We start from the raw sequence: 19,105 nt of genomic DNA on the forward strand, positions 1-19,105 counted from the left end.
TCCGGGCCGAGGGCGTCACCGTCACCGGCATGTCGCCGGCCCTGCTGTCGAGCCTCGCCGAGGCGCATGTGCTGGACCGCTGAGGACACCCTCGACGCCATCCGGGCCGAGGGCGTCACCGTCACCGGCATGTCGCCGGCCCTGCTGTCGAGCCTCGCCGAGGCGCATGTGCGAGGCGGCGGCGGGAAGCTGCCGATGCGCTCGTGGACGGCGGGCGGCGAGGCCTTCGGCATCGAGGCATTCCGGGCCGTCCAAAAAACCTTCGCCCCGGCCCGGATCATCAACGGCTACGGCCCGACCGAGACCGTCATCACCCCGCTGCTGCTGACGATCGACCCCGACACGCCAGCCGCCGCCTGGGACGGCGCGGACTGGCTGCCGATCGGCACGCCGGTCGGCGCCCGCACCGCCTACGTGCTGGACGAGCGGCTGCAGGAAGTCGGCATCGGCGTGCCGGGCGAACTTTTTGTCGGCGGCCACGGCCTCGCCCGCGGCTATGTCGGCGCGCCGGCCGAGACCGCCGCGCGCTTCGTGCCGGACCCGTTCGGGGCCCCCGGCGGGCGGCTCTACTGCACCGGTGACCGGGTGGTGCGGCGCGCCGACGGGTCGCTCGCCTATCTCGGCCGGATCGACGCGCAGGTGAAGGTGCGGGGTTTCCGCATCGAGCCCGGCGAGGTCGAGGCGCATCTGCTGGCCCATCCGCGCTGCCGCGAGGCGGCGGTGACGGCCACGCGCCGGGGCGAGGACGCGCATCTCGTCGCCTATGTCGGCGGGCGGGACGGGGAGGGGGCGGATTCGGACCTTGCCGAGGTTCTCGCCGCACATCTGGCCGAGCGCCTGCCCGCGCATATGCGCCCGTCGCTGATCGTGGTGCTGCCGGCCCTGCCGCGTCTGCCGAGCGGCAAGCTCGACCGGGCGGGGCTGCCCGCGCCAGAATGGCGGGCGGGCGCTTACGAGCCGCCGCAGGGGGCGACGGAAGAGAAGCTGGGGGGACTGTGGTCCTCCTTGCTCGGTGTCGAGCGCGTGGGCCGCTCCCAGAACTTCTTCTCGCTCAGCGGCCACTCTCTGCTCGCCGCCAAGCTCGTCGCCCGCATCCGCGCCGAGCTCGGGCGCGACCTTCCGCTGCGCGCGGTGTTCGAGGCGCCGAGCCTCGCCGCGCTCGCCGCCCGGATCGAGGTCGCGCCTCCGATCGCCGAAAGCTCCGGCGTCCCCCGCGCAGCGCCCAACCAAACAATTCCGGCCACCGACATGCAGGCCGGCCTGTGGCACTGGCAGCGGCGTCACCCCGACAGCGCCGCCTGGACCATTTTTGGGGCGATCCGCCTGTCCGGCCCCCTCGACACCGACGCGCTGCGGGCGAGTTTCGATCACGTCGCCGCCCGCCACGAGGCCCTACGCACGACGTTCCGCGAGGGCGAGGCTGGCCTCGAACTGACCGTGCATCCGTCCGTACCCATGCGGATCGAGCGCCTGGACCTCACCGACCGCCCCCGCCGGGAGGCCGAGGCGCAGGCCCTCGCCTTCGCCCAAGGGGAGGCGGACCGCCCCTTCGACCTGGCGACGGATGTGCCCGTCCGCGTCGGCCTCGCCCGGATCGGCCGTCAGGATCAAGTGCTGACGCTCGCCGTCCACCACGCCGCAGGCGACGGGCGGGCGATGGGGCTGCTGCTCGACGAGCTGGGTGCTGCCTACCGCGCCTTCCTGACCGGCGACGCGCCTAACCTGCCCGAGCCCGCGCGGCAGGCCACCGATTACGCAGTATGGCGCCGGGCGCAGGACCGCACCGCCGCCGCGGATGCCCGCCTTGCGCAAAAGCTCGAACGCCTGTCCGGTCCCTGGCGCCCCGATCCGGTGCGGACCGACCGGCCGCGCACTTCGGCGCTCGGCAGCGAGGGCGCGCGCCTGCGCTTGGAACTTCCCGCCGCCACGGTGTCGCGGCTGGCAGGCCGGGCGCAGGCGGTGAACGCGACGCTGCCGATGGCGGCGCTCGCCGCCCTCGGCGTGGCCCTGCGCCGTCGCAGCGACCGCAATGCCCTGGGCCTCGGCCTCCTCGTCTCCGACCGCGGCCCGGCCGAGCTGGACGCGGTGGTGGGCTGCCTCGTCGCCACCGAGCTGACCGTGCTCGATGTCGATCCGGAACAATCCTTCGACCAGCTTCTCGCCACTGTCCGCGACGAGCGCTTGGCCGCGCAGGAATCCGGGCCGGTGCCCTATGCCCGGCTCATCGACGCGCTCCGGAAAAAGGGTCTGCCGCAGCGCGAGGGCGGCCCGTTCCAGGTGATGTTCAGCTACCTCCGCGCCGAGCCCGAGAAGCCCGACTGGCTCGCGGGCCTGCGGGCGAGCGACCTGCACGTCGAGTGCACGGACGAGTCCTACGAGCTCGAATTCGACCTCAAGGAACGGCCCAACGGCAGCCTCAGTGTCTCGGTCGGCTACCTCACCGGCCTGTTCGACGCGGCCACCGTCGCGGCGCTCGCCGACGATTTCGCGGCAATCATGGCCGCCGCCGCCCGCGATCCCATCCGCCCGGTGGCGCGGCTCTGGCCGCCGCCCGCGCTGCCCGGCGCGGCGGCTTGAACCCTGAGAATCACCGGGCGGCGCCGCAGGGCGCCCCCCGCGCGAAAAAAAGCAGCCGATTGAGCGGGATGGACATGACCCACAAGGAGAAAGACCTGATCGGCATCGGCTTCGGGCCAGCCAACCTCGCGCTCGCCGTGGCGCTCGCCGAGATGCCCGGCGCCAAGCGGCTCGACTGGGGTTTTCTTGAGCGCCAGGACGGCTTCCACTGGCACCGCGACATGCAGATCGAGGGCGCGACCGTCCAGATCTCCTTCCTCAAGGATCTGGCGACGCTCCGCGACCCGACGAGCCCGTTCACCTTCGTGAACTACCTCCATCACAAGGGCCGGCTGGAGAGCTTCATCAACCTCAAGCAGGACGCGCCGACACGGGAAGAATTCACCGATTACTTCCGCTGGGCCGCCGCCGCCTTCGAGGATCGGGTCAGCTACGGCGAGACCGTCGAAGCGGTGGAGCCCGTCACCCGCAACGGCACCGTCTCGCGCCTGCGGGTCGTCTCGCGGAACGCCGACGGCGCCCGCAGCGAGCGCCTGACCCGCGATCTCGTCGTCGCGGTGGGCGGGCGCCCGCGCATCCCGGCCCAGTTCGAGGGACTTGGCGAGGACCGGATCGTCCACACCTCGACCTACCTCTCGCGGCGCGATGCGCGGATCGGCGGGCGCGGCCCGGTACGGGTCGCGGTGATCGGCGGCGGCCAGAGCGCGGCAGAGGTCTTCTACGACGTCACCCAGCGCTTTCCCGAGGCGCAAGCCACACTGATTCTGCGCGACCATGCCCTGCGCCCGGCCGACGACAGCCCCTTCGTCAACGAGGTGTTCGACGCCGCCTTCGTCGATGCCGTGCATGCGATGGAGGCGGAGGCGCGCCACAGCCTCATCGCCTCCATGCGCAACACCAACTACGCCGTGGTCAACCACGATCTGATCGAGCGCATCTACGCGATGCTCTACCGCCAGCGCGTGGCCGGCACCGAGCGCCACCGGGTGCTGTCCGGGCGGACCATCGAGGCCGCCCGCGAACGGGACGGCCTCGTCCTCGACCTGCGCGACGCGGTCGGCGGCGCGGTGACGAGCGAGGGCTTCGACATCGCGATCCTGGCGACCGGCTACCGCCACGACGGCCACGAGCGGCTGCTCGCGGGCCTCAGTCCCGACCTCGGCGCGTTCGAGGTCGATCGGTTCTATCGCCTCAAGGCGCCGGCCACCTACACCTCGCGCATCTATCTTCAGGGTTGCAACGAGCGCAGCCACGGCCTGTCCGACACGCTGCTCTCGATCCTGCCGCTGCGGGCCTCCGAGATCGTCGGCGACCTCCTCTCCAGCCGGGCCGGCCGCTCTCTCGCCTCGGCGGGCTGACGTTCGTGTGGATGAATCGCCATTTCGTTCCACCGTCCCGTCGATTTCCGTGCCGCTGTGACGGTGCAGCCACAATTCGGCAGATCGTCCGGGATGGATAGGCAGTCTATCTGGAAAATTTCAAAAGTAGAACGGTTCTAAAAACAATTCCAGATTTGATGACATGTATTGCATGTCAAGGCGTGACCGAATAGCAAGCTAGACCATTGACCGATCTCTGCTTCGGGGGTGTTGATGCGTATCTCGGAACTGTGCCGGATGTCGGTGCTGTCCGCCGGCTCGGCGGCGTTGCTCGGCGCGGTCGGCCTCGTGGCGCCGCTCGGCGCCATGGCCCAGGAATCGACCCGGCTCGACGAGATCTCGGTGGCGGGCGAGGGCGGCGGCACCGGCCGCCCCGGCGGCCGCGCGCCGGGCCGCAACGTCGTCTCGGTCTCCGGCGATCCGGAAGCGGGCGGCAAGGGCCCGGTCGAGGGCTACGTCGCCCGCACCAGCACCGCGGGCACCAAGACCGCCGCGCCGATCATCGAGACCCCCCAATCGATCACCGTCATCGGGCAAGATCGAATCCAGGTCCAACAATCGACCAGTGCTTCGGAAGTGTTCCAGTACACGCCCGGCATCAATGCCGACACCTACGGCAACAATTCGCGCTCCGACAGCTACATCACCATCCGCGGCCTGCCGGCGAACTTCTTTCAGGACAACCTGCGCCTGCCCTTGACCCGTCCCTACAGCGGCTACCGGGTCGATCCGTTCACCGTCGAGCGCATCGAGGTGCTACGCGGTCCCGCCTCGGTCATCTACGGTCAGGGCGGCCCCGGCGGCACCATCAACTACGTCTCGAAGCGCCCGACCCCGGTGCCCTTCGCCAACGTCGAAATGCAGGTCGGCAATTTCGAGCAGCCGCGCGTCGGCGTCGATTTCGGTGGGGCACTCAACAACGATGGCACGCTGAGTTACCGCATGGTCGGCGTCGGCCAGAACACCCAGCTCAACGGCGGCAACCCCTTCACCGGTCAGCGCTTCGCTCTCGCGCCGTCGATCGCCTGGAAGCCCGACAACCAGACCTCGCTGATCGTGTTCGGCTCGGTCCTGCAGGACGACACGCATATCGACAGCGACTTCCTGCCGGCCCGCGGCACCGTCCTGCCGAATCCGAACGGACGCATCTCGCGTCGGCTCTGGACGGGAAACCTGAACTACGACAAGCAGATCCGCACGCAATACGCCATCGGCTACGAGTTCGAGCACCGCTTCAACGACATTTTCGCCTTCCGTCAGAACCTGCGTTACGCGACCGTCGGGACCAGCATCAACACCGTCTACGGGGCGGGTATCCCGCAATTCGATAGCAGCCTTCCGGGGGGGACGGATCCCGCTCTCCAGCGCAGCATGGGCCGGAACGCCATCGGCGGAAACATCGGCGCACGGTCGCTGACGATCGACAATCAACTGCAGGCGGATTTCACCGTCGGCCCGACGAAACACACCGTGTTGATGGGCATCGACTACTTAAATCAGTACAGTTACGATCGACAGAGCTTCGCCTTCGGCGGCGCCCTGGATTTGTTCACCGGCGTCGGCGAGCCGATCGGTGGTCCGCTGACACTTTATCAGGATCAACGGCAGACGGTTTCGCAGGTCGGGGCATACTTTCAAGATCAAATCAAAATCTTCGACAAACTCGTGCTGACTGGTGGTTTCCGCTATGATTCCGCATTCAGCAACTTCAAGGATCCGCTGGCGGAAGAAGGCGTTTCAGGCGTATCCAATGATACGGCACTGTCCCCGAGAGTTGGTGCCGTCTATCTGTTCGACAACGGACTAGCCCCCTACATCAGCTATTCCGAATCCTTCACGGTCAATCCAGGCGCTGGTCGGCTCGCCCGAGACGGCGCGGTGGGTCCCGGCGAGACGACGGCTCCATTCCGTCCGAGCTTTGGCAAGCAGGAGGAGATCGGCATCCGCTACCAGCCGCCGGGCCTGCCGATCCTGCTCAGCGCCGCCGCCTTCGACATCACGCAGACCAACGTCATTACGACGTTCAGAACAGAGGGTTACGCGCAAGATCTGCGTTCGCGCGGCTACGAGATGGAGGCGCTGGTCGATCTGGGAAACGGCTTCCGGATGATCGGCTCCTACACGCTTCAGGATGTGCGCGTGATCGGAAGCCCGGATTTCCCTTCGGATGTCGGTCTGCGTCCGACGGCGGTTCCGGATCGCATCGGCTCAATCTGGGGCGATTACACCTTCCTCACCGGCGACCTCCGCGGTCTGCGAGTCGGTGCGGGCCTGCGCTATACCGGCGCCTCTTACGGCGGCATCGATAGCACCGACCAGAACAACCCCCTGGTCGTCCGGGCGCCGGAATTCTTCCTCGTCGATCTCGGCGTGTCTTACGCCTACGAGAACTGGCGTTTCTCCCTCAACGTCCGCAACCTCGCCGATCGGAAGTTCATCAGCGCGTGCAGCGACCCGACTTCCTGCTTCTACGGCCAGGAGCGCAAGGTCATCCTCGGAGCGGGTTACACGTGGTGAGTTCATTGGATCAGGTCACGGTGCCCTTCACCCTCGTCCTCGCCGACGGGCGAAAAGTCTTCGCCGAGGTCGAGGACGAGCGGGCCCGCATCGTCGTGGAGGGGGCCGGCGCGCTGGTCCTGGCGCGTCCCGAGCGGCACGTCTTCACGGCCATCGACGGCTTCGAGGAGTCGCTGCCGCCCGAAGCCCTGCTTCCGCTCTTCGCGCACGTCTTCGCCCGGCGACCGAAGGTCGAGGCGGCGCAGATCACCCTGCCGGCCTCCGACGCCTGGGCCCGCGAGGCGATCCGAGCCGGCTTGGTCCAGTCGGTCGAGCCGGGGGAGGGGGGCTTACGTCTCACCGCGCAACGCGGCGCGTTCTGGCAGCATCCCGACCTGTGGCTGAAGGGCCGGGCCAGCGGGCGGACGCCGCTCGCCTACGTCATGAGCGGCGATAAGCGCCATCCGAAGCGCCCGGTGAAGCCGGTCGGCGAGGTCTACCGGCGCCACATGCCGCGCTTCAAGGCGGATTTCTCCATCCGCGCCGTCGATATCGAGGGCGACCTCGACACAATCAACCGTTGGATGAACCTCGACAGCGTCGCCGCCTTCTGGAACGAGCGCGGCGACCACGACCATCACCGCAAGTATCTCTCGACGGTGGCCGCCGACCCGCACATGGCCAGCTTCATCGGCTGCTTCGACGATGCGCCGTTCGCCTATTTCGAGATCTACTGGGCCAAGGAAGACCGGGTCTCGCCGTTCTACGACGCGCACGATTACGACCGCGGCCTGCATCTCCTCGTCGGCGACCCGCGCCATCAGGGGCCGGGCAAGGTCGAGGCGTGGTTCCGTGCCGTGCTCCACTACATGTTCCTCGACGATTCCCGGACCACCCGCGTGATCGGCGACCCGCGCATCGATCACGTGCGCTGGATCGAGTACATGCAGGGTCAGGGCTTCGTGCGGCTCAAGGAATTCGACCTGCCGCACAAGCGCTCGGAGCTGATCTTCATCGAGCGCGAGACCTTCTTCGGCCCGCCCCATTCCGGGCCGGCCTGACGGCACGTTCTTCGGGGTCGCCCGATCCCCGTCGATGATGACACTCAGCATCGATTGTCCGTGCAAAAGGAGACGCGCCTGCCGACGGCACTCGTCCGCCGGAGGCACTGAACAGGATCCTCGATCCTGTTGTGGACAGCCTTGTGACGGGTCGATTTATGTTGCGACTCCACAAGTCTGTTGCATAACGGCGCCGCGCACGGCTTGCGCGGCGCGCCGTTCCCCTCCCTTCATGCGGAGGCGTGCCGCCTCGTGTCGGCGCGCCAAGAGAATGATTCGGGAGGAATTTGGATGGGTCTATCCACCCTGTCGCGCCGTATGCTCGTCGTCGGCGGACTTCTGGTCGCCGCGCTGCCGCTCGGTGCGCGCGCGCAGGCGCCGGCCTATCCGACACGGCCCATCACCCTCGTGGTCCCCTTCGCCGCAGGCGGCTCGACCGACGTGGTCGGGCGCCTCGTCGCGCAGAAGATGTCGGAAATCCTCGGCCAGCAGGTCGTGGTCGAGAACGTCGTCGGCGCGGGCGGCAACGTCGGCGCGGCGCGCGTGGCCAAGGCTGAGCCCGACGGCTACACCATCCTCATGGGCACGGTCGCGACGCACGCGCTCAACCCGCTGATCCTCAAGCGCAAGCCCTACGACCCGATCACCGATTTCAGCCCCGTGGCCCTGCTCGCGGTCGTGCCGAACGTGCTCGTGGTCAACCCGAACCTGCCGGCCAAGAACGTGCAGGAGCTGGTCGCCCTGCTGAAGGCCGAGCCGAGCCGGTACAACTACGCCTCCTCGGGCGTCGGCACGCCGCTCCACCTCTCGGGCGAGCTGTTCAAGAGCCTCGCCGACGTGAAGATGCAGCACATCCCCTATCGCGGCTCCGGCCCGGCGCTGAACGACGTGGTCGCCGGACAGGTGCCGATCCAGTTCGACAACCTCCCCTCGGCCTCGGAATTCATCAAGGCCGGCAGCCTGCGGGCGCTCGCCGTGACGACGAAAGAGCGCGCGCCCTCCTTCCCCGACGTGCCGACCATCGCGGAATCGGGCATCCCGGCCTACGAGACCTACACCTGGAACGCGCTGTTCGCCCCGCCCAAGACGCCGAAGCCGATCATCGACGCCCTCAACGCCGCCGCCGTGAAGGCGCTGGCCGATCCGGGGCTGGCCGAGCGGATGAAGGGCTTCAGCGCCAAGCTCACCCCCTCGACGCCCGAGGCGCTGGCCGAGCACGTCAAGTCCGAGATCGCCAAGTGGACCCCGGTGGTCAAGGAAGCCGGCATCCAGGCCGATTGATCCGGCAGCGCCGTCCGAAGGGGCGGAGACCGCTTCGTCGGACGGAATGCGCGGCCATCCAAGGCGGGCACGGCCCGCCGTGGATGGCCGGCCAAAGGCATCATTTCAGGCACGACGCGCCAGGCCTGTCGTGTCAGAACGCCAAAAAAGCCGCCCTCGATGGCGGCACTGAACTCTGGAGGAAGAAGGAATGGACGCGCCCCTCGACGGCACGTCGTCGCGCCGCGGTCCGGTGCGGGCACCGCAGAGTCTGGTCGCCGGCCTCGGCCTGATCGGACTCGGGGTGTTCGGCATCTGGGCCGGCAGCGACCTCGATTACGGTTCGCTCCGCGCCATAGGCCCCGGCCTGATGCCGTTCTGGCTCTCCATCGGCGTCGGCCTCTGCGGGCTGGCGCTCGCGATCGCCGGCTTCACCCATGACGGTGCCCCGCTTCAGTCCTTCACGTTCCGCGGCCCCGTCGTCATCACCCTGGCGATCATCGCCTTCGCGGTCACGATCCGGCCCTTCGCGCTCGGCGGCATCACCACGCCCGGCCTCGGCCTCATCGTCGCCGGCCCGCTCGCCATCATCATCGCGGGCTATGCCGGCACCGAGGCGCGCTTCATCGAACTGCTGACGCTCGCCCTGTTCCTGACGGCGGGCTGCATGCTGCTGTTCGGCGACATGCTGAACCTGCCGATCCCGATCTTCCCGACCGCGGTCGTGCAGGCGATGACCGGCGTCCTGCCGGCCCGCACGATGCTGCGGCTCGCGGCCGGCGCCATGGCGCTCGTAGGGCTCGGTCTCCTCGTCGTCCAACGTCGCTCGGGCCGGCGCGAACCCATCGAGGTCGCGCGCCACTCCCTGACCACCTGATCGCGGAGCGGCTCCCGTGGCGGACCTGTTTTCCAATCTCGGCCTCGGCTTCTCGGTCGCGCTGGGCCTTCAGAACATCGCGCTGTGCTTCCTCGGCTGCCTCGTCGGCACGCTGATCGGCGTGCTGCCCGGCGTCGGGCCGATCGCCACCATCGCGATGCTGTTGCCGATCACCTTCGGGCTCGATCCGGTCGGCGCCCTCATCATGCTCGCCGGCATCTATTACGGCGCGCAGTACGGCGGCTCGACCACCGCGATCCTCGTCAACATCCCCGGCGAGGCCACCTCCGTCGTCACCACGCTCGACGGCCACCAGATGGCCCGCCAGGGCAAGGCCGGCATCGCGCTCGGTACGGCTGCCATCGCGTCGTTCTTCGCCGGCACGGTCGCGACCCTGCTGATCGCCGCGCTCGGTGCCCCGCTGACCAAGCTCGCGCTGATCTTCGGCCCGGCCGAGTACTTCGCCCTGATGGTGATGGGTCTGGCCTTCGCGGTCGTGCTCGCCCACGGCTCGGTGCTCAAGGCGGTGGCGATGATCCTCGTCGGCGTGCTGTTCGCGGCGGTCGGCACCGATCTGGAGACCGGCCAGGAGCGGATGACCTTCGGCTTCGCCTTCCTCACCGACGGCGTCGACTTCTCAGTGCTGGCGATGGGCCTGTTCGGCATCGCCGAGATCCTGCGCAACCTCGATCAGACCGAGGCCCGCGACGTGGTGCGCGAGCGCATCGGCCGGCTGCTGCCGGGCCTCGCCGAACTGAGGCAGGCGGCCCCGGCGACGCTGCGCGGGACCGCCATCGGCGCGATCCTCGGCATCCTGCCGGGCAACGGTGCCGTGCTCGGGCCGTTCGCCGCCTACACGATCGAGAAGAAGATCGCCAAGGACCCGAGCCGCTTCGGCCGCGGCGCCATCGAGGGGGTGGCCGGCCCCGAGAGCGCCAACAACGCGGGCGCGCAGACCGCCTTCATCCCGCTGCTCACGCTCGGCATCCCGCCGAACGCCGTGATGGCCCTGATGGTCGGCGCCATGACGATCCACGGCATCATCCCCGGCCCCGGCGTGATGACCAAGAGCCCGGACCTGTTCTGGGGCATGATCGCCTCGATGTGGATCGGCAACCTGATGCTCTTGATCATCAACCTGCCGCTCGTGGGCGTCTGGGTGCGCCTGCTGAAGGTGCCCTACCGGCTGATGTTCCCGGCGATCCTGATGTTCTGCTCGGTCGGCATCTACTCGATCAACTCGCTCCCGACCGACGTGATGCTGATCGGCTTCTTCGGGCTGATGGGCTACCTGCTGATCAAGTTCGGCTTCGAGCCGGCCCCGCTGCTGCTCGGCTTCGTCCTCGGCAAGCTGATGGAGGAATACCTGCGCCGTTCGCTCACGCTCTCGCGCGGCGATCCGATGGTGTTCTTGGAGCGTCCAGTCAGCGCGGTGCTGTTCATCATCGCCTTCGCGATCCTCGCCGCGGCCCTGTTGCCGTCGTTGCGAAAAAGCCGGGACGAAGTCTTCACCGAAGCCTGAGCATCGGCCCGAAAGTGGGAACCGGTTTTCGGAAGAAGCCGATGCGGCACAACACGCGAGAGCATCGGGATTAAAGCCGCGGCGGATTTCGTTCCCAAGGGGCGCGTCGCCGCGGCCGAGCGTCGAGTTCGCAACGACATCAAGATCAAGCAGGGGGAATACCGTGAAGAAGGCTCTAGCGTTCGGGCTTCTGGCCGCGCTCACCGCCGTCAACGCCCGCGCCGACTCCTACCCGCAGCGTCCGATCACCATGGTGGTCCCGTTCGCGGCCGGCGGCCCGACCGACATCGTCGCCCGCATCGTCGCCGACCCGATGTCGAAGGCGCTCGGCCAGCAGGTGGTGATCGAGAACGTCACCGGGGCCGGCGGCACCACCGGCATCACCCGCGCCTCGCAGGCTGCGCCCGACGGCTACACCATCATGATGGGCCATATGGGCACGCACGGCGCTGCACCCGCTCTGTTCAAGGGCCTGAAATACGACCCGGCCACGAGCTTCGACCCGATCGGGCTCGCCGCCGGCACGCCCATCGTCATCGTCGCCAAGAAGGCGTTCCCGGCCCCCGACCTGAAGAGCTTCGTCGAGGCGGTGAAGGCGGGTGGCGCCTCGATCAACCAGGCGCATGCCGGGGTCGGCTCTGTCTCGCATTCGACCGGCGTGCTGTTCGATTCGCAGATCGGCGCCAAGCCCACGCTGGTGGTCTATCGCGGCACCGGCCCGGCGCTGAACGACCTGATGGCCGGTCAGGTCGACTTCATGACCGACCAGATCGTCAACGTCGCGACCCAGATCAACGGCGGGACGATCAAGGCCTACGCGGTGGCTACGCCCGAGCGGAACCCGAGCCTGCCCGACGTGCCGACCACCAAGGAAGCCGGCCTGCCGGGCTACGAGGTCAGCGCCTGGAACGCGGTGTTCGCCCCCAAGGGCCTGCCCGAGGACGTGCGCAAGAAGCTCGTGGCCGCCCTCGATGCGGCGCTCAAGGACCCGAACGCGAAGAAGCGCATCCTCGAACTCGGCGGCACGGTGCCGAAGGACGGTGAGGCCGGCCCGGCGGCTTTGCAGAAGCTCGTCGAGAGTGAGGTCGCCCGCTGGACCCCGGTGCTGCGCGGCGCCGTCGAGGCGAACCAGTAACCGTTGTCACCGTCATTCCGGGGCTCGTCGAAGGCGAGAACCCGGAATCTACGACTGGCCGCGACGTTGTGCTGGCACCGCGCATCACGGGCGGATTCCGGGTTCCGCTACGCGGCCCCGGAATGACGGGTTTGGTATTTTTCGCTTTTTTTACGGCCGCCGGCACCGCGGCGGGCCGTCGCCCGCCAGCGAGGCCGGAACCACGCGCCCACCCGCCGCCGCGCAGGCATCGCGAAAGGGTTTTTCCGGGCGGTGGAAGCCCCAGATCGCGATCATCGGTGCCACCATCAGGAACACCGTCGCGCCCATGATGAAGGCCGGGAACCAGCCCGGCACCCGCCGCGGCGGCTCCGGCCGGATCGGTGTCGGCGGGGCCAGGAAGGCCAGGAGGAGCAGTCCGTCGAGGGCGCTCATCGGTCGATCCCTGCCAGCGTGTCGCGGAATGTCGGGTCGGCTTCGATAGTCGGTCTCGCGCGGCGGCGCATCAACATGGCATGGCTGCCGCGACTTGCCGCACGCGCCGTCGCCGGTTCCGGGCGATTACCGCGACAGGCGGGAAACGCCTTTCCCGAAAGTGTGATAACCGGCGCGCCGCGGAAGGGATTAAACAGGCCTCAACCGGTCGATGCGAGGCTTCCCGCGTCGAGGATCGGGTCGACGCACGTGGGCCTCATCGCCGCGTGCGCCCTTGAGGCGCTGGATCGGTATGGTCGCCACTCCGCCCAACGAGCCGGAACGGATCGCCGCGCTTCGCGCGCTCGGCATCCTCGGGACCGAGCCTGAGCCGCATTTCGACGCGGTCTGCCGCACCGCCGCCGCCCTGTTTGCGGTGCCGATCGCCACCGTCGCCCTGCTCGATGCCGACGATCTCTGGTTCAAGGCAAAGTGCGGGATCGAGGCCGAGGGCGCGCCGCGCGACATGGCCTTCTGCGCCCACACCATCCTGTCGGACGCAAATCTCGTCATTGAGGACACGCAGGCCGACCCGCGGTTCGCCGACAACCCGCTGGTCACAGGCGAGGCAGGCATCCGCTTCTACGCGGGCGCGCCGCTGATCCTGCGGCCGGGCGTGCGGATCGGGACGCTCTGCCTGATGGACCGGCAGCCGCGTGCCTTCGGGCAGCAGGATCGGGAGCGGCTGCGGGATCTCGCCACCGTCGTCGTCGCGCACCTGCGCCTCTACGAACGGCAGGCCGAGCGGGCGCGGGCGGCCGCCGACCAGAACGCGGCGATCCTCGGCCAGCTCGCCGAGGGCGTCATCGTCGCGGACGCATCGGGCGGGCTCACCTTCGTCAACGAGGCGGCGGCCGCGATCCATGGCGTTGCCCGGCTCGACATCGCGCCGGAGCGCTACAGCGAGACCTACCACCTCTTCACCGAGGACGGCCGGCCCCATCCGATCGCCGAACTGCCCCTCGTCCGGGCCGTGGCCGGCGAGCGGGTCGAGGATGCGCGCTGGCGCATCCACCGCCCCGACGGCTCGCGGGTGCTGGCGGTCGGCACCGCCCAGCCGCTGCGCGGCGCCGACGGGCGGCAGGTCGGCGCCGTGCTGACGGTGCGTGACGACACCGCCCGCGATTCCGCCGAGCGGGCTTTGCGCGACCTCAACGCGACGCTGGCCGAGCGCGTCACGGCGCGCACGGCGGAACTCGACGCCGCCCGCGTCCAGGCCGAGGCGGCGAGCCGCGCCAAGACCGATTTCCTGGCCTCCATGAGCCACGAGATCCGCACGCCGCTCAACGGCATGCTCGGTTACACCGACCTCCTGCTCGACGACCCGGCGCTGGGTCCCGGCGCCCGCCTCCACGCCGAGCGCGTCCGCTCCGCCGGCTCGGCGCTCCTGACCATCGTCGACGACATTTTGGACTTCTCGCAGATCGAGGTGGGCCGGATCGAATTGCGGCCCACGCCCTTCGCCCTGGCCCCGCTGGCGGAAGAAGCCGCCGCGATCGTGCGCGCCAGCGCCGAGCAGAAAGCCCTGAGCCTGACGGTCGCGATCGGACCCGGCCTGCCGGCGTCCGTCGTCGGCGATCGCGACCGGCTGCGGCAAGTGCTGCTCAACCTCCTCAACAACGCGGTGAAGTTCACCCGCCGCGGCGGCGTTACCCTGGCGCTGGAAGCGTCCGATGGTGAGCGGATCGGCTTCTCGGTGCGCGACACCGGCATCGGCATCCCGGCGGCCAAGCAGCATCTTCTGTTCGAGCGCTTCAGCCAGATCGACGGCACGATCCGGCGGGAGTTCGGCGGCACCGGGCTCGGCCTCGCCATCTCGAAGCGGCTGGTGGAGCTGATGGGCGGCACGATCGGGCTCACCAGCGAGCCCGAGGTCGGATCGACCTTCCGGGTCGAGGTGCCGTTGCCGGCCGTGGCCCTGCCGGCGCCGGTCGTCCCCACGGCGGAACGGCTGCGTCGCCCCGCCTGCCGGGTGCTGCTGGTCGAGGACGTGTTTCTGAACCAGGAACTCGGCCGCGCCGTGCTCGAACTCGGCGGCCACGCCGTCGATATCGCATCGAGCGGAGCCGAGGCGATCCGGGCGGTGGCCGAGCGCACCTACGATCTCGTGCTCATGGACATCCAGATGCCGGGCATGGACGGGTTGACCGCGACCCGCTGCATCCGCGCCCTCGGCGGTCCCGCGGCCGAGGTTCCGATCGTCGCGATGACGGCGAACGTGCTGCCGCACCAGATGTCGGACTATCTCGCCGCCGGCATGCAGGGCCATATCGGCAAGCCGTTCAAGCGCGAGGCGCTGCTCGCCACCGTCGAGCACTGGGCGCGGGGCGGGCGGGCCGACCCGGCGCGCTGCGCGTAAGGGGCTTTTCAGCCCCACCCCATCCCAACCATCCCCCTCATCCTGAGGTGCCCGCCTCCTCGGCGGGCCTCGAAGGAGGGCTCCAGGGATCGCGCGCGAGTTGGAGCCCACCTTCGAGGCCTCCGCTGCGCTCCGGCACCTCTGAGGGGGATGGATGGGACATGCTCTCGTCAGGTCCGCCCCAGCGCCCGCGCGCCGAGCGCCGCGGCTGCGGCGCGGTTGGCGACGCCGAGCGCCCGCAGCAGGGCGGCGACGTGGACCTTCACGGTGCCCTCGCCGAGCGCGAGCGTACGGGCGATCTCCTTGTTGGAGCGGCCGTCGACGATCAGCTCGAGCACGTCGCGCTGGCGCCGGGTCAGCGAGGCCGCGGGCACGTCGCCGGGCTCCCGCGGGACTGGTGGCGGCGCGGTGCCGGGGCCGGGGATGTCGGCCAGAAACGGCGGCACGTAGATCGCGCCGCCCAGGATGACTTCGAGCGCGCTCACCACCTCCGGCGGCGGCAGGGTTTTGGGCACGTAGCCGTGGCTGCCCGCGGCGAGCGCCGTCAAAATGTCCTCCCGGTCGGTCGAGCCCGAGAGGATCGCGGCCTTCACCGTGGGGAAGCACTCGCGCACGGCGCTGAGCGAGGCGGCGCCGGCCATGCCGGGCATGCGCAGGTCGAACAGGGCGAGGCTCGCCTCCGGCGTCTCGGCGAGCGCCGCCAGCGCCTCGTCGAGGGAGCCGGTCTCGACCACGCGGGCGAAGCCGAGGCGGCGCACCAGCAGGGTCGTCAGGGCGAGGCGGAAGAACGCGTCGTCGTCGGCGACGACGGCGACGGGCCCGCCGGCGGGTGGCGGTGGGGCGGAGGCGCTGGACATCCTGATCGGGGCTTCGTGTGTCGGGGTACCGTTGGAGCGGGATAGAGCGTGACCGCAGGTCTCGACCACTATCCTATATCAATTGTGCGCATGTCATCGCCACGGTCGCGAGAATGTGCGGTGTGCGTCGAGTTCAGAGCTTGACCGTAAAGCGCGCCGCGCAGCCGCTGTAAAGCCGCACCAGCGCGGCGCCCGCCGCCTCGCCCATCACGAAGGCCGCGGTGGAGAGGCCGTCGGCCAACAAGCCGCTCGGCGCCGTCACGGTGACCCGCGAGAGCGCGGTCGGCGAGAGGCCGGTGGCGGGATCGAAGATGTGGTGGTCGCGCCGGTCGGGCGAGAAGGCGGTGGCGTCGTCGCCGGAGGTGGCGGCGAAGCCCGCGAACGGGGCGATGACCTCTGACGGCCTATCGCCGTGCGCGCCGAGCCCGAGCCGCCAGGGGGTGCCGTCGGCATGCGCCCCTGCGGCGGCGAACTCGCCGGTATCCACGAAGGCGTCGGCGATGCCGTGGGCCGCGAGCGCCGCCATCACCCGGTCGGCGGCGAATCCCTGGATCAGACCGTTGAGGGTGAGGCACATGCCGGCCCGCGCGAAGCGGATTCCGGTCTCATCCACCGCGACATGCCGCCAGCCGACGCGCGACACGGCCTCTGCGCGCGCCTGCGGCCCCGGCCGCTCGCCCCTCGCGGCCCCGTCAGACCACAGCGTCCACAGCGGCTGCACCGTGGGATCGAAGGCACCGCCGCTGCGCTCGGCCAGCGTCAGGGCGAAACGCAGCATTGCCAGGACCAGCGGGTCGGGCGCGTCGAGCCGGCCGTCGCGGTTGAGTCGCGACAGGGCGCTGTCGGGCCGATAGAGGCTGCCCGCCGCCTCGACCGCGCGGATCGCCGCGAAGGCGTCGCGAAAGGCCGGCTCGAACGCGTCGTCGCGCTCCGCCACCAGGGTGAGCGAGACCGTGGTCCCGAAGGCGAGCCCGGCCCGCGTCGCGGCGCGGCGCCCGCGGTGCTCGGCCAGCGCCCGAAACGCCGCTGGACCGGTGGCGAGCGCCGCCAGCGCGCCGAGGCCGCCGAGCAGGATGCGGCGGCGCTCCATTGCGGGGCGAAGGGAGAGGCTCATTCGGCGGCCACCGGCTGTGGGACGAGGCGCTTGCCGCGCTTGGCCGCGAGCACCTGCGGCACGCATTGGGCGGGATCGCGGATGATCGTGACGCAATCCATGCACTGGAAGCACTCGGGATAATCGATCTTGCCCGACGGCTCGATGGCGCCGTAGCGGCAGCGCACCTTGCAGAGCTGGCACGGCGAGCCGCACTCAGGCCGTCGCGGAATCCAGTCGAGCAGGCGCAGGCGTCCGGCCAGCGCGAGGCTGGCGCCAAGCGGGCAGAGATAGCGGCAGAATCCCTTGTAGACGAAGAGGTTGAGGACGATCAGCCCGACCGCGTAGAGCACGAACGGCCAGGATCGGATAAAGTACAGGGTGATCGCCGTCTTGAACGGCTCGACCTCGGAGAACGTGTCGGCGAGCGGCGAGCCCAAAGCCGCAGCGAGCAGGATCGCGGCGAGCACCACGTACTTCACCTGCCGCAGGGCCCGGTCGAGGCGGGGCGGCACGGTGACTTGCCGGATGCGCAAGGGCTTGGCGAGAAAAGCAACGAATTCCTGCAGCGCGCCGAACGGGCAGAGCCAGCCGCAGAACGTGCCCCGGCCCCAGACCACCAGCGTGACCAGCACGAAGCCCCAGAGCACGAGCGAGGGCGGATCGTAGAGCAGGAAGCCGAAATCGCCGGTATGGACCAGCGCGCGCACCGTGCCGACGAGCGTGACGATCGAGAGCTGCGCCTGCGTGGTCCAGCCGACGAAACCGAGCGTGAAGGCGAGGAAGCCGAAGCGGAACAGCGAGAACGGGCGGGCGCGGGCCACCAGCACGTCCTGACGGGCGAGCACCGGCACGAGGAGCGCGAGGGCTGCCGCGATGATCCCGAGTTCGACGCCGCGGGCGCGCCAGGAATCGGTCCAGCTCGGTCCCGCATCCGGCACCTCGCGGGTGAACAGCTCAGGAGGCAGGCGATACTCGGCGGCGATCTCGCAGGCGACCTTTTCGGGAAAGATCTGGCCGCGCTCGCGCGTGACCTTCACCGAGAGCGACCAGGGGGCGGAGGGATCGAAGCCGGCGGCGTCGCCGATCTTCAGGAGGCTCCAGGGGCCGGCAGGGAGATCGGGGGCGAGGTCACGCCGTTCCCAGGCCGCGTCGCGGGCGTTCACGGTGAGGCCGCCCTGCTGGATCGTCAGGCGGTCGGGCACCGAGCCCAGCACGAATTCGTCCGGCAGCGGGCTCCAATGGCCGGAACTCACCACCATCACGGCGTGGGCACCCGGCCCGATCTCGCGCATCAGCCGGGCATGGGCCGCCTCGCCGAGGATCGCGCGGCCGATGGTGGGCACGTTGAGATAGGCCAACGTCAGCTCGGCGAAGGGTTTTTCAGGTGCGCCCGGATCGGGATCGCTCAAGCCGGTATCGGCGAAGGCCGCATCGACTTCCGCATGCGTGATTTGCCAGCGCTTCACCCAGCCGCGCCGCTCCAACTCGGCGAGGCCCAGCGGCTCGACATCGGGCTTGGCCTCGACGCGCAGGCCGATGTTGACGGCGCCGAAACCGAGCTTTTCCCGCGCCACCGCCAGCGAGGCCGCGAGCATCGTCTCGTTGATCACGCGGGTCGAGGCGGTGGCCATCGAGATGCCGTCGACGGTGGTGGCGGGCGCGGCCCCGGCCGCCCGCGCGTTCGGCCGCCCGACCCGGATCGGCTGGCGGGCCGAGAGGCCGACATATTGCTCGACGAAGGCGAAGAGCGGCTCCGAGCCCAGGCCTTCGAGGAAGACCGGCTCGTGATGCGAAGTCACCCTGGCATCGCGAAACGTGCCGTCGGGCGCGAGCGCGATCAAGAGGTTCGGGGCGGTGCCGCCGAAGCCGGGGATGCGGGCGAAGTCGATCGATTCGAACGCGTAGGCGATGACCTCGTAGGAGCCGGCCTCCTGCTTGAGGATCGGCCAGACCGGAATGCGGTCGTCGCGCTCGCCGACGACGAGGGGCGGGGGGAATTGTTTTTCCATGCCGGCGCGACCGAGGGTGCCGGC

Annotated in this window: 13 protein-coding genes; 9 read left to right on the plus strand and 4 right to left on the minus strand. The window is 69.6% G+C overall.

Features of this window, described 5'->3' with window-relative positions; all coding sequences use genetic code 11:
- Positions 1-66 precede the first annotated feature (66 nt).
- The 8 genes from ASG52_RS10620 to ASG52_RS10655 all read left to right on the plus strand — a co-directional run bounded on the left by ASG52_RS10620 (position 67) and on the right by ASG52_RS10655 (position 12,307).
- The gene (locus tag ASG52_RS10620; protein ID WP_056242720.1) at positions 67-2,577 is read left to right on the plus strand and encodes a condensation domain-containing protein; all 2,511 of its coding nucleotides are present in this window, start codon (positions 67-69) and stop codon (positions 2,575-2,577) included.
- Between the two features lie 74 nt (positions 2,578-2,651).
- Positions 2,652-3,935, plus strand: a complete 1,284-nt coding sequence (locus ASG52_RS10625; RefSeq protein ID WP_056243197.1) for a lysine N(6)-hydroxylase/L-ornithine N(5)-oxygenase family protein — start codon at positions 2,652-2,654, stop codon at positions 3,933-3,935.
- Between the two features lie 258 nt (positions 3,936-4,193).
- A complete protein-coding gene (locus tag ASG52_RS10630; RefSeq protein WP_056242722.1) occupies positions 4,194-6,473 on the plus strand; it encodes a TonB-dependent siderophore receptor in 2,280 nt (759 codons plus the stop codon).
- Positions 6,470-7,513 (plus strand): GNAT family N-acetyltransferase, encoded by a 1,044-nt coding sequence (locus ASG52_RS10635; protein ID WP_210170408.1) that lies wholly within the window; start codon positions 6,470-6,472, stop codon positions 7,511-7,513. The genes ASG52_RS10630 and ASG52_RS10635 overlap by 4 nt, the downstream gene beginning before the upstream one ends.
- 291 nt (positions 7,514-7,804) lie before the next feature.
- Entirely contained in the window at positions 7,805-8,794 is a 990-nt protein-coding gene (locus ASG52_RS10640) for a Bug family tripartite tricarboxylate transporter substrate binding protein (protein ID WP_056242726.1), read from the plus strand.
- A 190-nt stretch (positions 8,795-8,984) separates the two neighbouring features.
- Positions 8,985-9,650: a tripartite tricarboxylate transporter TctB family protein gene (locus ASG52_RS10645; protein WP_056242728.1), complete on the plus strand. Its 666-nt coding sequence runs from the start codon at positions 8,985-8,987 to the stop codon at positions 9,648-9,650.
- Between the two features lie 16 nt (positions 9,651-9,666).
- Positions 9,667-11,172 carry a tripartite tricarboxylate transporter permease gene (locus ASG52_RS10650; protein ID WP_056242731.1) on the plus strand — a complete coding sequence of 502 codons (1,506 nt, stop codon included), beginning with the start codon at positions 9,667-9,669 and terminating at the stop codon, positions 11,170-11,172.
- 163 nt (positions 11,173-11,335) lie between these two features.
- Positions 11,336-12,307, plus strand: a complete 972-nt coding sequence (locus ASG52_RS10655) for a tripartite tricarboxylate transporter substrate-binding protein (RefSeq protein ID WP_056242732.1) — start codon at positions 11,336-11,338, stop codon at positions 12,305-12,307.
- Positions 12,308-12,457: 150 nt separating this feature from the next.
- On the opposite strand, the gene ASG52_RS10660 is transcribed toward ASG52_RS10655, so the two are convergent.
- On the minus strand, positions 12,458-12,721 hold the full coding sequence (locus ASG52_RS10660; RefSeq protein ID WP_056242734.1) for a hypothetical protein: 264 nt from the start codon (positions 12,719-12,721) through the stop codon (positions 12,458-12,460).
- 292 nt (positions 12,722-13,013) lie between these two features.
- On the opposite strand from ASG52_RS10660, the gene ASG52_RS10665 reads away from it, so the two are divergent.
- Entirely contained in the window at positions 13,014-15,119 is a 2,106-nt protein-coding gene (locus ASG52_RS10665; RefSeq protein WP_056242736.1) for a GAF domain-containing hybrid sensor histidine kinase/response regulator, read from the plus strand.
- Between the two features lie 170 nt (positions 15,120-15,289).
- Here the strand turns inward: ASG52_RS10665 and ASG52_RS10670 are convergent, their stop codons facing one another.
- From ASG52_RS10670 to ASG52_RS10680, 3 genes are all read right to left on the minus strand, one after another.
- Entirely contained in the window at positions 15,290-15,976 is a 687-nt protein-coding gene (locus ASG52_RS10670; protein WP_056242737.1) for a LuxR C-terminal-related transcriptional regulator, read from the minus strand.
- Positions 15,977-16,109: 133 nt separating this feature from the next.
- Positions 16,110-17,090, minus strand: a complete 981-nt coding sequence (locus ASG52_RS10675; protein WP_056242739.1) for an FAD:protein FMN transferase — start codon at positions 17,088-17,090, stop codon at positions 16,110-16,112.
- Positions 17,087-19,081 carry a 4Fe-4S binding protein gene (locus ASG52_RS10680; RefSeq protein ID WP_082552504.1) on the minus strand — a complete coding sequence of 665 codons (1,995 nt, stop codon included), beginning with the start codon at positions 19,079-19,081 and terminating at the stop codon, positions 17,087-17,089. The genes ASG52_RS10675 and ASG52_RS10680 overlap by 4 nt, the downstream gene beginning before the upstream one ends.
- Between the last annotated feature and the right edge of the window lie 24 nt (positions 19,082-19,105).

The sequence above is a fragment of the Methylobacterium sp. Leaf456 genome (assembly GCF_001425465.1).
Classification (GTDB): Bacteria; Pseudomonadota; Alphaproteobacteria; order Rhizobiales; family Beijerinckiaceae; genus Methylobacterium.